Source organism: Paenibacillus sp. JT22N12, assembly GCF_056269365.1.
On record NZ_JBWDNU010000012.1, the window covers coordinates 86,875 to 102,870 of the forward strand.

13 protein-coding genes are annotated in these 15,996 nt (G+C 52.1%); 9 read left to right on the forward strand and 4 right to left on the reverse strand.

What is annotated here, in order from left to right; all coding sequences use genetic code 11:
* Positions 1–7 precede the first annotated feature (7 nt).
* The 4 genes from AC0YOA_RS30280 (at position 8) to AC0YOA_RS30295 (ending at position 7,252) form a co-directional block, all read left to right on the forward strand.
* Complete coding sequence (locus tag AC0YOA_RS30280; RefSeq protein ID WP_475789790.1) at positions 8–913, forward strand: carbohydrate ABC transporter permease; 906 nt, start codon at positions 8–10, stop codon at positions 911–913.
* 79 nt (positions 914–992) lie between these two features.
* On the forward strand, positions 993–2,687 hold the full coding sequence (locus AC0YOA_RS30285) for an ABC transporter substrate-binding protein (protein ID WP_475789791.1): 1,695 nt from the start codon (positions 993–995) through the stop codon (positions 2,685–2,687).
* Between the two features lie 77 nt (positions 2,688–2,764).
* On the forward strand, positions 2,765–4,279 hold the full coding sequence (locus AC0YOA_RS30290; RefSeq protein ID WP_475789792.1) for a glycoside hydrolase family 43 protein: 1,515 nt from the start codon (positions 2,765–2,767) through the stop codon (positions 4,277–4,279).
* A gap of 57 nt (positions 4,280–4,336) precedes the next feature.
* The gene (locus AC0YOA_RS30295) at positions 4,337–7,252 is read left to right on the forward strand and encodes a glycoside hydrolase family 3 protein (protein ID WP_475789793.1); all 2,916 of its coding nucleotides are present in this window, start codon (positions 4,337–4,339) and stop codon (positions 7,250–7,252) included.
* 623 nt (positions 7,253–7,875) lie between these two features.
* Here AC0YOA_RS30295 and AC0YOA_RS30300 read toward each other — a convergent pair.
* On the reverse strand, positions 7,876–8,793 hold the full coding sequence (locus AC0YOA_RS30300) for an AraC family transcriptional regulator (RefSeq protein ID WP_475789794.1): 918 nt from the start codon (positions 8,791–8,793) through the stop codon (positions 7,876–7,878).
* A gap of 182 nt (positions 8,794–8,975) precedes the next feature.
* Between AC0YOA_RS30300 and AC0YOA_RS30305 the strand changes: the two genes are divergently transcribed.
* The 5 genes from AC0YOA_RS30305 (at position 8,976) to AC0YOA_RS30325 (ending at position 12,777) form a co-directional block, all read left to right on the forward strand.
* A complete protein-coding gene (locus AC0YOA_RS30305) occupies positions 8,976–9,827 on the forward strand; it encodes an aldo/keto reductase (protein ID WP_475789795.1) in 852 nt (283 codons plus the stop codon).
* Between the two features lie 68 nt (positions 9,828–9,895).
* Positions 9,896–10,219 (forward strand): carboxymuconolactone decarboxylase family protein, encoded by a 324-nt coding sequence (locus AC0YOA_RS30310; RefSeq protein ID WP_475789796.1) that lies wholly within the window; start codon positions 9,896–9,898, stop codon positions 10,217–10,219.
* A 31-nt stretch (positions 10,220–10,250) separates the two neighbouring features.
* Complete coding sequence (locus AC0YOA_RS30315; RefSeq protein ID WP_475789797.1) at positions 10,251–11,252, forward strand: aldo/keto reductase; 1,002 nt, start codon at positions 10,251–10,253, stop codon at positions 11,250–11,252.
* 112 nt (positions 11,253–11,364) lie between these two features.
* Positions 11,365–11,640, forward strand: coding sequence for a hypothetical protein (locus AC0YOA_RS30320; protein ID WP_475789798.1), 276 nt, complete (start codon positions 11,365–11,367; stop codon positions 11,638–11,640).
* 156 nt (positions 11,641–11,796) lie between these two features.
* Positions 11,797–12,777, forward strand: a complete 981-nt coding sequence (locus tag AC0YOA_RS30325; protein ID WP_475789799.1) for an aldo/keto reductase — start codon at positions 11,797–11,799, stop codon at positions 12,775–12,777.
* 583 nt (positions 12,778–13,360) lie between these two features.
* On the opposite strand, the gene AC0YOA_RS30330 is transcribed toward AC0YOA_RS30325, so the two are convergent.
* From AC0YOA_RS30330 to AC0YOA_RS30340, 3 genes are all read right to left on the reverse strand, one after another.
* Positions 13,361–14,116 (reverse strand): SDR family oxidoreductase, encoded by a 756-nt coding sequence (locus AC0YOA_RS30330; protein ID WP_475789800.1) that lies wholly within the window; start codon positions 14,114–14,116, stop codon positions 13,361–13,363.
* 67 nt (positions 14,117–14,183) lie between these two features.
* Entirely contained in the window at positions 14,184–14,663 is a 480-nt protein-coding gene (locus AC0YOA_RS30335; protein ID WP_475789801.1) for a carboxymuconolactone decarboxylase family protein, read from the reverse strand.
* 217 nt (positions 14,664–14,880) lie between these two features.
* The gene (locus AC0YOA_RS30340; protein ID WP_475789802.1) at positions 14,881–15,975 is read right to left on the reverse strand and encodes a GerAB/ArcD/ProY family transporter; all 1,095 of its coding nucleotides are present in this window, start codon (positions 15,973–15,975) and stop codon (positions 14,881–14,883) included.
* Positions 15,976–15,996 lie beyond the last annotated feature (21 nt).

A 15,996-nucleotide genomic window follows, 5' to 3' on the forward strand; every position in this document is an offset into this window, starting at 1 on the left:
TTTCGGATTGGAAAAACATACACGAATACATGCTTCGATACCGGATCGCGCCTTCGATGTCGTCGTCTATCTTGTCGTCATTTTAGTTGCCGTTTGCACGCTCTATCCGTTCCTGAACGTGCTGGCCATTTCGCTGAACGATTCAACCGACACGGTGAGGGGAGGCATCACGGTTATCCCCCGTCATATCACGCTTGAGAACTATTCGCTGATCTTCTCGTTCGACGGGCTTCTTACCGGCTTTAAAATATCGGTTCTGCGGACAGTGGTCGGAACCGTGCTGGGGCTCATCAGTTCATCTATGCTGGCCTACGTGCTCAGCCGTGCGGATTTTCAGGGACGCAAATTCATATCGGTCTTCCTTGCGCTTACGATGTACATTTCGGGAGGTCTCATTCCTTTCTACATTCTGATGAGGGATATGCATCTTCTGGGCACTTTCGCGGTTTACGTGCTGCCGGGACTTGTAGGCGCATTCAACGTATTTGTCATCCGCTCGTTCATCGACGGGCTTCCCTATGCGCTGCAGGAATCGGCGAAAATCGACGGGGCCAACGATTTCACGATCTATTGGCGCGTCATACTGCCGCTGACGACCCCGGCGCTCGCTACGATCGCGCTGTTTCTGGCGGTCGGCCAATGGAATTCCTGGTTCGACACGTACTTGTACAACGGCTCGAAGGAGCATCTGACTACGCTGCAGTACGAGCTGATGAAGGTTCTGCAGAGCACGCAGGTTGGCAGCAACGGCAATGTGAACGGAATGAACATGAACCAAGTCATGAACCAAATCTCGCCCGAATCTGTCAAGATGGCCATTACGATCATCGTCACGTTGCCGATTCTGGTCGTCTATCCGTTCGTGCAGAGATATTTCGTCACCGGCATGACCCTTGGCGCTGTTAAAAGCTAGCCGGACGCAACGAGACTGATATCGGCAGGGCAGCCTGATCAGATATGCATATCCAGAAGTTTAAATAGGGGGTATTACAATGGGAAATTTGAAACAAATTGCAGGGTTAGGCATGGCGCTGACGCTCTCGCTTGGCCTGCTGGCAGGATGCGGAGGGAATAACGGCAGCAGCGGAAGCAGCGCAGCCGGCGCCGACGGAGCAAACGATACGTCTCCGGTCACCTTCTCGTTCTTCAGCAGCGATCCGAACCCGAACTGGCAGAACATGCAGGATGAGGTCAGCAAAGAAATCACGAAGGAGACGGGCGTAACGCTGGATGCCGAATTCGCGGTCGGCGATCCGTCGCAGAAGGTGGCGCTGATCGCAACCAGCGGCGATTACCCCGATCTGATCAGTCCCAAGGGAGATCTGAACAAACTGGTCGACGCGGGAGCCATGCTCGATCTTACCGATCTGATCGACAAGTATGCCCCGAACCTCAAAAAGCTGTTCGGCGATCAAATGAAACGCTTGCGCTACAGCAACGACGATGAGTCGATCTACGTCATCCCGACCTATTCGGCCGTCGACGGGGTTACCTTCGTTGCGGGAAGCGGATTCGAGCTTCAGCACGGCGCCGTGAAGGAAGCGGGCTACCCGCAGGTCAAGACGCTGCAGGATTACGAGAATGTCATTCAATCCTATATCGACAAGCATCCGACCGATAAAGACGGGAACAAGAATATCGGCCTGGCCCTCAGCGCGGATGATTGGCGGACGTCCATCTCGGTCACGAATCCGGCTGCCGAAACGACCGGCAAATCGGGAGACGGCGAATATTACATCGATCCGAAAACCAACGAAGCGACGTATCACTACCGCACCGAAGGGGAAAAGGATTATTTCAAATGGCTGAACCATATGTTTAACATCGGTCTGCTCGATAAGGAAAGCTTCGTCCAGAAGTACGATCAATATTTGTCCAAGATTGCTTCGGGACGGGTGGTCGGACTTATCGACGTGGATTGGGACTATGCGGACGGCGAGAAGGCGCTTAAGACCGCGGGCAAGCTTGATCAAACCTATGGGCATTACTCGGTCATGCTGAACGATAGCTACAAGGACAACCGCTTCCAATCGACAGGCTTCATGGCCGGATGGGGCGTAGGGATCTCCACGAGCTGCAAAGATCCGATCCGCGCCATCAAATTTCTGGACTTCCTCGCCTCCGAGCAAGGGCAGGTTCTCAACAACTGGGGCATCGAAGGCAAGGAATACACTATGCAAGGCGGCAAGCGTGTCGTGCCGCAGGACGTTCAACAGCGTATTACGAACGACAATACGGCTTTCAGCAAGGAAACCGGAATCGGCTTCTATACCAATCTGGGCGCTCATTACGGCGACGGCGTGAAGGATTCGACCGGCAACTATTACACGAAGAACTTCCCGGAACAAATCGTCGAGGCTTATACGGCCGCCGACAAGGAAACGCTCAAAGCATACGGCGCGACGACCTGGATGGACTTGTTCCCGAACGAGAAGGACTTCCCGGTTAAAGCATGGGGCTCAGCGTGGAATATAGCCGTACCCGGCGACGATGACGTTACGATTCTGGCGAGCAAGATGCAGGACATCACGTTGAAAAGAATCCCGCAAGCCGTTATGGCGAAGCCGGAAGACTTCGATAAGATTTGGGATGCGTATCAGCAGGAGCTGATCGATGCCGGCGTCGAGAAAATGGAAAAGGGCTTTACGAATTTCGTTCAGGATCGCGTTAAGCTTTGGAATGAGTAACAGACCTGGCATACCTTCGGCCATGAAATATACGATCAGCGAGCAGCATTAATACGTAAAGCTAAGGAGAGCCTAGTATGAATTATCACAATCCCGTCATCAGCGGCTTTCATCCAGACCCCAGCGTCTGCAGAGTCGGTGAGGACTATTATTTGGTAACCAGCTCATTCGAATATTTTCCGGGCGTCCCGTTGTTTCACAGTAAGGATTTGGTGAACTGGGAGCAGATTGGCCATGTCCTGACACGGCCGGAACAATTGGATCTGCGAAAGGCCTGGAGTTCGGGCGGGATTTACGCGCCAACGATCCGTTATCACAATGGGGTTTTCTACGTGACCACCACGAATGTTTCGGAAGGCGGCAACTTTATTGTATTTACGGACGATCCGCGGGGCTCCTGGTCCGATCCCATCTATGTGGATCAACAGGGGATCGACCCGGATATGTTCTTTGACGAGGACGGCTCGGTCTACTACACGACTTCCCATGATGCTTCCGGGCAGGGCGCTTACCAAAGCCGAATCGATCCGAGGACGGGGGCGCGTTTGTCGGATATTGCCTGCGTGTGGAACGGGACGGGCGGCCAATATCCGGAAGCTCCGCATATCTATCGGGTCGGCGAGTGGTATTATCTCATGATTTCGGAGGGGGGCACGGAATACGGCCACATGGTCACGGTGGCGAGAGGCAGGAGACCGGACGGTCCATTCGAGAGCTGTCCGTATAATCCGATCTTATCCCATCGAAGCCTGCAGAAACCGATTCATGCGACGGGGCATGCCGACTTGGTTCAGACGCCGGACGGCAGCTGGTGGGCGCTATTCCTTGGAGTGCGGCCGATCGGGTATCCTATGCAGCATAATCTCGGTCGGGAAACGTTCCTTGCACCGGTCACCTGGACAGAGGATGGCTGGCCGGTCATCGGGGACAACGGAACGGTCTCCGAAACCATGCCGGCGGGCGGCCTTCCGCTGCAGCCGGTTCACGCTCCCGCGGCGAGAGACGATTTCGATGGTGCCGCTCTTGCTCCATGCTGGAACTTCCTGCGTTCGCCGGACCCGGAGAATTGGTCGCTCTCGGCGCATAGCGGCAGCTTAACGCTGTACGGATCCCCGGTCACACTGAATGAAATTGGCGCTGTGGCCTTCGTCGGCAGAAGGCAGCAGCATTTTGCATGCCGTACAGAGGCGCACCTGACGTTTGTGCCGCAGCACGACGATGAGGAAGCGGGTATCACCGTGTTTATGAATGAACGTTTCCATTACGAGATTGCGTTAACGCGGATCGCGGGTGAGCGCAAGCTTATATTCCGCAGAAGGCTGGGGACGCTGTGGAAGGTCGAGAACGAAGTGCCATGGTCGGCAGATTCGGTCGTGCTGACGGTTCAAGCGGACAAAATGCACTACAAGTTCGGTTATTCCGGCAGCGGGGAAGAGCCGGCTCAGATGGGTCTCGGGGAATGCGGGCTGCTGGCCACGGAAGTGGCAGGCGGGTTTACGGGTGTATTTATCGCCATGTACGCGACGGGCAACGGCGCTCGCTCCGCCTCGCCCGCGCATTTTGACTGGTTCGAGTATCACGTCTCCGAGTAGATCGTAGATGATGGCAGACGTAATTTTCTGTATGATTGATCCGAGGAGCGTGATACGATGACAACCGATAAGAGCTACCCGTATTGGAATCCCGGCCTGCCGCTTGAGGACCGCTTGAACGACCTGATCGGCCGACTGACGCTGGAGGAGAAGATCGGGCTCATGCCGCAGTACCAGATTGCGGTTAACCGGCTGGGCGTGCAGGCGTACAAACACGGCACGGAGGCGGCTCACGGCATGGCTTGGCTGGGAGAGGCAACGAGCTATCCACAGCCGATCGGCCTCGCCTGTACGTGGGACAAAGAATTGCTTAAGCGAATCGGGGGTGCGATCGGCGACGAGGCCCGCGGCTTCTACAGGAAGAATCCGTCTCATAACGGCCTGACACTGTGGGCGCCAACGGTCGACATGGAGCGTGACCCGAGGTGGGGGCGGACGGAGGAAGCGTACGGCGAGGATCCGGTGCTGGCCGGCAAACTGACCGCTGCGCTTACGCAAGGCATCCAGGGCGACCATCCGTTTTACTTGAAGGCCGTTGCCACGCTGAAGCATTTTATCGGCAACAATAACGAGGCGGGAAGAGGCGACGCATCCGTCAGCCTCGATCCGCGCAATCTGCGCGAGTATTATTTGAAGGCATTTGAAATCCCGTTCAAGGAAGGCGGCGCCCAGTCGATGATGACGGCCTACAATGCGATCAACGGCGTACCGGCGAATCTCAGCCGGGATGTGATCGACATCGTCAAGCACGAATGGGGGATGAACGGCTTTGTCGTCAGCGACGCGTTCGACGTGACAGGCACCGTGCGGGATCACCATTACGTGGAGACGCTGAAGGAGGCGGTGGCCCGCTCCATCCGGGATGGCGGCATCGACAGTATTACGGACGAAGCTGCCGTGGTCACGGAAGCGATTCGCGAGGCTCTCGCGGATAGGCTTCTAACAGAAAACGATCTGGATACAGCCCTTCGGAACACGTTCCGCGTCCGGTTCAGGCTCGGGGAATTCGACCCGGCGGAACGAAATCCCTATGCTGCAATCGACGAGTCGGCGATTCTCCGTCCGGCGCATGCGGAGCTGGCAAGGGAGGCTGCGCAGAAGGCCGTCGTGCTGCTCAAGAACGTCGGCCGGACGCTGCCGCTGCAGGCAGACAAGCTGAGCAAGGTTGCCGTCATCGGCCCGCTTGCCGATGTCGTGTACCCCGACTGGTACAGCGGCACGCTGCCTTATGCGGTTACGCCGCTGGAGGGAATACGCGAGCGGCTGGCATCTTCCGGGGCCAGAGCCGAAACCGCACACGCGAGCGGCACTCATCGCGTGCGCCTGAAGGCGGTTCGTACCGGAAGGTATATCCGGGTCTGCAACGATGAGAAGGCCGGGCTCGCCGCGGACGCGCTGCGCGCGGAAGAAGGCGACGTGTTCGAGATAACGGATTGGGGCTGGGGCAGCCATACGTTGATTGCGGAGCGGACTGGCCGTTACCTGACGACGGACGACAAAACCGTACAGGCGTCGGCTAACCGGATTTGGGAATGGTTTACGAAGGAAGTGTTCCAGATTCGGATGACTGACCGTCAAGGTGCGATCACGACCATTTCGACCTGGAACGGGATGCCCGTAACGGTCGACGAGGAGACGGGCGCGCTGCTCGTTGGTGACGGCCGTGCGGCAGAGACTGCAAATGCCATCAACGTCGGCGGCACGGCGGATGTCGGCGGATCGGACACTGACATGCGGGCCGACATGTTCGAGCTCGAATTCGTATCAAACGGTGTGGATGCGGCTGTTGAAGCGGCTCGCGGCGCCGATGCGGCGATCGTGGTAGTCGGCAATCATCCCTTGATCAATGGCAAGGAGACGATGGATCGGCCCGACATTACGCTGGCAGATTCGCAGGAAAAGCTGGCCCTTGCGGTGCTTGCGGCGAATCCGAACACGATCGTAGTGGTCGTCGGCAGTTACCCGTTTGCCCTGAACGCTTTGCAGGAGAGGGTACCGGCGATCCTGTATACGTCCCATGCAGGCCAGGAGCTCGGCCATGCCGTGGCGGACGTGCTGTTCGGCGACATCAATCCGGCGGGCCGGGTAAACATGACATGGTACAAGTCCATCGACCAGCTGCCGCCTTTCATGGACTACGACATCATCCAGGGCGGACGCACGTACCAATATTTCGAGGGCGAGCCGCTGTATCCGTTCGGACACGGTCTCTCGTACAGCGAGTTCCATTATGAACGCCTGCGGCTGCCTGTGAACCGGGTCGAGGCCGGAACGGACACGGACATCGAGGTTGCCTGCCGCGTGACGAACGCAAGCGGACGCGCGGGTGAAGAGGTCGTGCAGCTTTATGTACGGGCAGGGGCTTCCCGGGTCAAGCGCCCGAGTCTTCAGCTGGCGGACTTCAGACGGATCGTACTGGCCCCGGGCGAGACGGCGGAGGTGATGTTCCGTCTGCCGCTTGAATCGATGGCGATTTGGGATGTGACGCGCGAGCGATTCTGCATCGAGAGCGGGGAGTACACGGTCCTGCTCGGCTCTTCCTCCGGCGATCTGCGGCTGGAAGGCCGTCTGGCGGTCGCTGGCGAGACGATCCCGCCGCGCGATCTCAAGCAAGTGACCCGGGCCGTGAACTACGATGCGTATCAAGGGATCCATCTCGGCGAATGCGTCGAGAGCGGCAGCGCCGCCGTCGTAAGCGGCAAGGCGGGCTGGCTCGCGTTTCACGACGTTGAGCTCGGTGCAGGTCTCTCAGCGATCGAGATGCGGGTAACCGCCACGGAGAAAGCGATTGTCGAGGTTCGGTTGGACGGACCGGACGGACTGCTCGCCGGCAAGTGCGCGATTCCGGCCGGTGCAGGGCAGGACTGGCGGAGCGTCTCCTGCGGGCTGACGGGCGCCTCCGGCCGGCGCGATGTGTACCTCGTCCTGGATGGGCCGGCGTCACTTGGCTGGTTCCGAATGCTGGCCGATTGACGACGTAGTTTTTGGTCCATTTCTATCGTGCGGAGTGGTTCACCTACACAACGAGTACTTTCAACAAAATGGGCTCGTTAAGAAGAAGGCATGCACAGAGACAGCCCGGACTACTTTTTGTGGTAGAATGCCTCTCTCTCTTTGCAAAGGTACTGCGTTATGGTTTCAAGTTCGTATTTACGAATCATAAAATGTATGAGTTTAAAGCGCTCGGGGGCTGCCGGTGATTCTGGTGGCGTGTCCTCTCGAGCGCTTTGTGCTTTTTATAGAAAAATCGTTCTCTGCCTCTCCCGATCATGTCCAGGTCAAATCCTGCTTCTCCGAAGATTTCCGACATGTCTTGCCGGGCTGCAAGGCTAATACCGAAGCTAACTAAGCATCTTTCTATTCGGCTATGTTGCTGGCATCAAACCGGAACGGCGCTCCAGGCATAATTTGAGACAGAAATTTCGATCCCAATAGTGTTGCAACGAGAGCAGAAGCAGCGGTTGCTCCTCAGAGCGTTGAGATATCAATCAAAAAGTGGATATTTCTTGAAGCGTCAGATCGCGACAAAAAGCCGCATGGCTGCGGCTTTTTTCTTATTTTTCGATATCAATTCGATGCGAAGGGTCTTCTGCGTGTTATGCCCGAACGCTTTGATCGAATTTTGCCCGCAATCGGTTGGTGTCTTCTCTAGGCGGAAACCCGAACATGCGGACATATTCGCGGCTAAACTGCGATGCGCTTTCATAGCCGAGCCGGAACGCCACGTCGGCTGCATCCGCGAACTCGGATAATAAGAGATGCCGCGCTTCCTGCAAGCGCAGCCGTTTTTGAAACTGGATGGGGCTCATAGCGGTCACCTCTTTGAAGTGCCGGTGAAACGTAGAGATACCCATGCCTGCAGTCTCTGCAAGCTCTTCAATTCGCAATGATTTATCGAAGTTGGCGATAATGAATTCGATTGCGTCCCTAATTCGATAGGTACTGCTTCCTTCCATCGCGATTTGGGCCAACGCCGCGCCATACTGCCCTTGCAGCAGCTTGTACAGGATTTCCTTGGTGTAGATGGGAGCCAGGTACGGAATGTCGTGGGGCTGTTCCACCAACCGGACCAATCGCAGTAACGCATCCAAGATCGAGGATTCAATCTGGCCGACGAACATTGCCCGGGCTGCATTTTCTTTCTGGGCGAATTGAATGTCGGTGTCCTGCAACACCTCTAAAATTTGATTCTGCGTCATTTCCATTTTCAAACTCAAGTATGGGGCATCGGAAGAAGCTTGGATGATCTGGCCGACAACCGGCAATTTTATCGATGAAATTAAATAGTCGGAAGGACCATACTCGAATCGCTCTTGCGCCAGAAAGATCTCTTTCGAACCTTGGGCAATGAAACAGAAGGCGGGTTTGTAAACGCTATGGATCGGCTCGGTCACGTTGGAACGGCGAATAATAAATAAAGAAGGGATCGCGGTTTCGAAAACCCCGTCCTGACCGGAATGCTTCTCGATTAATTTGGCGACCTCATTCCGCTGTCGTTCAGTTGGATTAGACATCAGATTCCTCCACCTCGGTTCTATTTTCGTTTAATTATAAGGCAACCTTCGTTCATGCGTAAGTAGCAACGAGAGAATAAGGCAATGATTTGCAACAAAAGGGATAACGGCTTCCTGTTCAATTGCTGCATAATAAAAAGGGGCCAATTTACAGATCATATTAAAAAATCGGAGGATTTTATATGCAAAAAGTAATTTTAAACAATGGTGTTGAGATGCCTGTACTCGGTTTTGGTGTTTTTCAGATTTCGGATCAAAATGAGTGTGACCAGAGCGTTTATGACGCTATTATGGCGGGCTATCGACTGATTGATACAGCCGCCTCTTATCTAAATGAAGAAGCAGTTGGCAGAGCGATCAAACGGAGTGGCGTGTCAAGAGAGGAATTATTCATTACAACGAAGCTCTGGGTTCAGGATACTGGTTATGAGCGCACCAAAAAAGCATTTGAAAAATCCCTGAGAAGATTGCAATTGGATTATTTGGATTTGTATTTAATCCATCAGCCGTATGGAGATCTGTTTGGCTCTTGGCGCGCTATGGAGGAGTTATATCGTGAAGGTAAGGTCCGTGCAATTGGCGTAAGTAATTTTCATGAGGATCGGCTGATCGATTTGATTATCCATAATGAAGTTGTTCCTGCCGTAAACCAGGTTGAAACACACCCTTTTAACCAACAAATTGAAAATGCAAACTTCATGAAAGAGAATAAAGTTCAGATCGAATCCTGGGCGCCTTTTGCTGAAGGAAAAAATAACTTGTTCCAGAATGAGCTATTGGTATCCATAGCTGAGAAGGTTAATAAATCCGTTGCCCAGGTGGTCTTACGTTGGTTGACACAAAGAGAAATCGTTGTGATTCCAAAGTCTGTTCGTAAGGAAAGAATGATCGAAAACTTCAATATCTTTGATTTTGAATTAAGCCAAGAGGATATGGAGTCAATTGCTGCGTTAGATACGAAAAAGAGTTTGTTCTTTTCACATCGCGATCCTGAAAAGGTGAAGTGGCTCGGTACTCGTAAACTTGATATCTAATCTTCTATATTCTAAGGGGACGAATGAAGTCAGAAAAATTTACAACTGATAGGAGAAGGGATTATCAAATGTCAAATTCACAAGAATTGACGCGTGCACAAAAACTGCTCGGCGATTTTGCACCGAAAATGGTGCAACTTACCGATGACGTTTTATTCGGTGACGTGTGGGCCCGCAAAGAACTTTCACCGCGTGATCGAAGCCTGATTACGGTTGCATGTCTACTCACATCGGGGAATACGGTACAGCTAAAATCCCATTTGGATTTAGCCAGGCAAAACGGACTTTCAAAAGAAGAACTGGTTGAAGCGATGACTCATTTGGCGTTTTACGCCGGTTGGCCAAAAGCGATGTCTGCGATCATGGTTGCAAAAGAACTATTCAACACATGATTGATAGAGTGCTTGGAGAGGAGTCAATCAAATGGAAATACGTTCGTTGGGACAAACGGGATTAAAAGTAACGAATCTATGTGTCGGCACGATGACATTCGGACAACAAGCGGACAAACGAACCTCCTACGAGATACTCGATAAGGCGTTTACTGCCGGTGTGAATTTCATCGACACTGCAGATGTGTACCCCATTGGGAGGCAATCGGTTGAATTAGCAGGTACAACCGAATTAATTATCGGGGAATGGTTGCAAGGAAAACGAGACAAAATGGTTCTCGCAACCAAGTGTTTTGGTTTGATGGGCACTGGTCCTAATGATCAGGGGCTGAGTAGGAAGCACATCATGACTGCCGTCGAGGACAGTCTTCGTCGTCTGAAAACGGACTATCTCGACCTTTATCAAGCACACCAATTTGACCCAAACACACCAATAGATGAAACGCTGCGTGCGTTTGACGATCTCGTTGAACAAGGAAAAGTCCGGTACATCGGCGTATCCAACTGGCGCGCTTGGCAAGTGGCGAAGGCAAATGGAATTGCCGACAGAAAAAATTACACCCGTATAGCAAGTGTTCAGCCGCGCTACAATTTATTGTTTCGAATGATTGAGGATGACTTGATTCCGATGGCACTCGACGAAGGAATTGGCATCATATGCTATAACCCGCTGGCGGGCGGTATGTTAACGGGACGCTATAATAAAAGTTCTAACATCGAAGAGGGAACTCGTTTCGGACTCGGGAACAGCGCAGGTTCGTTTTATCAGAAGCGGTACTGGCAAGAGGCAACGTTCGGCGCTGTTGATTTGTACCAATCTTGGTGCCAGGAGCACAACTTTGATCCCGTTACGGCGGCTGTGCGCTGGGTTATACAACAGCAGGGAATAACATCCGCTATCATGGGTGCGAGTCGTCCAGAGCAATTGGACATGACTCTGCGTGCTGCAGATATGGATGCATTAACGGAAGAGGAATTGGCATGGCTCGATGGGCTTTGGTTTTCATTGCCTCGTCGTCGTGAGTTTAGTTAAGCTTCGTTCCGGTTCCTGGGAAATGTAAAAATAACGATAGGAAGAGTGAGCATTTCTCTTGCTATATCTTTTGCTATATTGAACAACCGAATGAAGCAGCCAGGAGGTCATTATGAAGATGCTTAGCGGAATCGGCTGTACGGAGGACGAGGCATTATTTTCGAGTCACTCCATCAGAAGCGTTGTCGAAGAGGTGGTAGTCGATGGAGAAAAGTTGATTCGTATTCATACAGCTTGGCGGTTAGAGAATGGTTCAATCCTGGTCTATGAGTATTCTTCCAGAAACCATCCCACAAGCAGTTTTTGCTTATATGACACTCTGGATGAATATAACGAATTATGCGATGATCTTTATTGGGTTAAGAAGAATGAATGGAATGATGATTAATTAAAGAGGGACCTCTCGATCCTGCAGTAGGGTAGAAAACAGATTTACACATCTCGTTTTTCGCTTTATTTTATTTGCTGGCTGTTAGCTTGGAGTTAACTCCATGCGGTAAACTTTGCATGTAACATATTAATAACCAGAGGAGTGTAGTGCTTGATGGATTATGTAAAACTCGGAAATACCGGATTGGACGTATCGCGGCTTTGTCTCGGGTGTATGGGCTTTGGCGATGCAGCGCGCTGGACTCACCCATGGGTACAAAAGGAGGAGCAAAGTCGTCAGGTTATTAAGAAGGCACTCGATCTTGGCATCAATTTTTTCGATACGGCAAACGTATATTCGGCTGGGACAAGCGAGGAATATGTTGGACGCGCTCTGAAGGATTGCGCGAATCGGGATGAAATTGTCATCGCGACAAAGGTGCATTTCCGCATGCACGAAGGTCCAAATGGAGCAGGGCTTTCCCGTAAGGCTATTATGAGCGAGATTGATAAGAGCTTGAAGCGACTGGGGACCGACTATGTGGATTTGTATCAAATTCACCGCTGGGACTATAGTACCCCAATCGAAGAAACGATGGAAGCGCTTCATGATGTCGTAAAAGCGGGAAAGGCCAAATATATCGGCGCTTCCGCTATGTTCGCGTGGCAGTTCCAAAAGGCACTGCATGTTGCTGAGAGCCACGGATGGACCCGGTTCGTGTCGATGCAAAATCATTATAACCTCATCTATCGGGAGGAGGAGCGCGAAATGATGCAGCTCTGCAAGGCGGAAGGGCTCGGTGTTATTCCATACAGCCCGCTTGCATCCGGCCGCTTGACGCGCGATTGGTCGGAGACAACGCACCGTTCTGAAACCGATAAGGTGCAGAAGTCGAAATACGATGCATTTGCGGAGGCGGATCGTGCGATCGTGGAGCAGGTTGCGGCGATTGCGGAGCAGCGCGGCGTCTCCCGTGTGCAAGTAGCGCTTGCCTGGCTGCTGCAAAAGGCACCAGTTACCGCACCTATCATCGGTGCCACGAAAGAATCACATCTCGAGAGCGCGGTCACTGCGCTAAAGGTCAAGCTAACTCCGGAAGAGATTGCGTCACTGGAGGAGCCGTATGTACCCCATGCCGTAGTAGGTGCGCTTTAATAATTCTCATCAGGTAAGCGCATTGGGAAGGCAACGAGTTGAACCTGGCATGGTGATGATCCATTGCAGAAGGCAGTGAGAGGTTTGGACTTTCGCGCGATACACTTTTATAGCATCTTTCATAAGAGAGTAATAGATCCGGATGCTTCATGCGTGGCATCTGCACCTGCAGCCCGGTCTGATTAGACCCATATGCCTTGTCCTCCTGAAACGCAAATCAATTAATATTAACCCAACGGATAATGGAATAAGGGAACTGCGCGAGACGGTTCAATTGCCGAAAGCCGAGAACAGACTACATGATAAATGTTGGAACAGCCTATTAATGTGAAGGAATTTGAGCTTATCCGTTCAGATTAGAGATACCAAGCTGATCGGCTCGAACGGATTGGTAAAATCGACGTTTTTCAACGATATACGCATCGCCACAAAGTGCCCTTCTCAGGGTACTTTATGGCGATGTGTATTGGAGTACAAAGTTTCGTATCCGATGCCGATTCCAGTTAGCGTTTCGGTATGAAGGAACTACATAGGTTGCAAACAAAGGTCTTTCGATTCCGGGTGTCGACCCCGCCGTGCCAAATTACCTTTGAGATGTGGACTGGCTGAGCCAATCCTCGAAACGCGTCGCGGTGATGCGCGGGTTTTCGCCCGGGTCTAGAGATTGATCGTTCAGCGCTGCACCGAAGTATCGCGCGTTGTCGTCTGCGACCACCTGACGTGTGTCCTGCGTTGCGCTCAGGAATTGACGGACGAGTTCGTCGAGACGCATCCGTTCTGGACCAGCGACCTCAACAATGCCGTTCACTGGCGCCCCGAGTGTGAAGTCGACCAGTGCGGCAGCAACGTCATCCGATACGATGGGCTGCACAAATACAGACGGCAAGCGAACGCTTTGCCCTTCGGTGGCTGTATAGGCGATGCTGTTGACGAACTCGAAGAACTGTGTCGCACGAACGATTGTATAGGGAATCTTTGAAGCCTTGATCAAATCTTCCTGGGCCATCTTCGCGCGGAAATAACCGCTCTGGAGAAGTCGGTCGGTGCCGACGACCGAGAGCGCAACGTGATGTCTCACTCCAGCGGCCGCTTCAGCGGCAAAGAGGTTTCGACCTGACGTCTCGAAGAACTCCATAACTGCCTTGTCCTCGAACGAAGGCGAATTCGCCACGTCGACGACAACCTGGGCACCGCTAAGCGCTTCAGCCAGCCCCTCGCCAGTGATGGTGTTGACGCCAAGGGAAGGCGATGCCGCCACTACCTCATGGCCAAGGCCATGAAGGTTGTTTACGAGCTTTGTTCCAATAAGCCCACTTCCGCCAATAACCACAATTTTCATGTTGATCCTCCTAGTTAGCAGCCCGTAAGCCGGAGCTCGTGATGTTTAAATTTGTTATTGCAAGAGATCAGCTCAGTCCTGCTTTAGTTAATCCAAATGCCGCGTCAGCCGAGCCCGGTACGTTCTTGAAGGCGATGTTTATACGGTTCCAGGCATTGATCGCCATAACCGAGAAGGTCAGGTCGGAGATTTCTTTTTCAGACAACTGCTCGCGAACGCGGTTATAGACATCGTCAGGCACACCGTGCTCGGGCAGTTTGGTCAGGATCTCGGTCCATGCCAGTGCGGCCCGTTCGCGGGGAATAAAAAGAGTCGATTCCCGCCAAATCGGGAGGTGATAGAGACGAAGCTCGCTCTCGCCATGAATCTTGGCCTGTTTGACATGCATGTCCAGGCAGAATCCGCACCCATTGATTTGCGAAGCCCTGATATGAACGAGATCGAGAATCTTCTCTTCAATTGCGCTATTGTTTTCGGCGTTGCTGAATTCCATCAGCTTTTTAAAAAGTTCCGGCGATTGCTGCATATAGTTTAGACGTTGTGTCATTGAATTGTACCTCTCTTTACTGTTTTAGTTTTATTGAAAGACCAGTCTTCTTCGTGTTCTTAGCTCGTGCCAGCAAAAGTAATGAAACAATCATAGAGCCGCTGTTACATTCATGGTGCTGTCACCTCCACCCGCGTTTTTACCATCGTACATATAACGACGCTGCGATTCATTCTGTGACAACGGAGCAGATGCTGCCAATTTGAAACCGGTCAGATTATGTTGATGCTTTACGCCGCTGCCGCAAACTGCCGATCATCCATAAAATCAAGGGAATGACAATGTAGACGAAGGGGTAAAAGTACCCGATCAGAAAAAAATTCTTAAGCGAATACGAAATCCGGATATGATGCGTGCTGTAGACCACGAACATCAGCCAGATAAAGGTCGTCAGGCAGGCGATAAGCTTCCAATTCTTGAAGCCGGTCCATTCGGATAACCCGTAGCTAAGGATGAACAAGCACACCGATAATTTAATAAAGGCGCCAAACAGCCAAAGCGGGATAAAAAAAGCATCGATATTCTGAACAAAATTGAAAATGGATACATACTTCGTAAGAGAGTATACAGGAAGTACCAATTGAGCGGCCATGTTTGGCCCGGCTACGAATAGAAGTACCAATGTGGTTAATACGCCCCAAACCATAGCAACCGCCGTTCCCCACAGGATCGCACGCGAGGCGGTTTGCTTGTTCTCGGCGAAAAAGAACAGCATGAGAATGATCGAAGGATCTATCATATAGTTGAACGAATATAAAGTGCCCTTCAGAATGTGAAACCAGCCCGAGTCTGCGTAGATAGGCAAAATTCTCTTCATATCCATATCATGGGAATTCAGAAAAAGCTGCGCGAATAACATGAAGATGAAAATGGGGCCAATGATCTCGGCGCAGCGGCTAATAGCCGTTATCCCCCCTCTATATACGGCATAAGCAACGAGAAACAACAAACACAGCAGGATGAGGATCATCGGTGTGTTATGGAGCATAACCAAATTTTGAAATTCTACTGTTCCTTTTGCGATGATGTTCATCTGCATGAACCAAAGGAGGAAATAAACCACGACGATTATTTTACCGAGCACGGTACCTAAGAGGTCTTTCACGAAATTTATTAACGTTTTGTCCTTGTTTTGCTTGCATACCCGGAGCATAATCCAGGTTGCGCCCATCATGATCAAGCCACCAAGGAGAATGGAAATCCAACAGTCCTGTCGTGATTCCTCCGCGGCTAACCGGATGGGAAGGTAGGAAAACACGATCATGGAGGAGATGCTGATCAGCCAGAACATCTGATAACCGCTTACTTTCATCCTTCGTGGCCACTCCCTGCC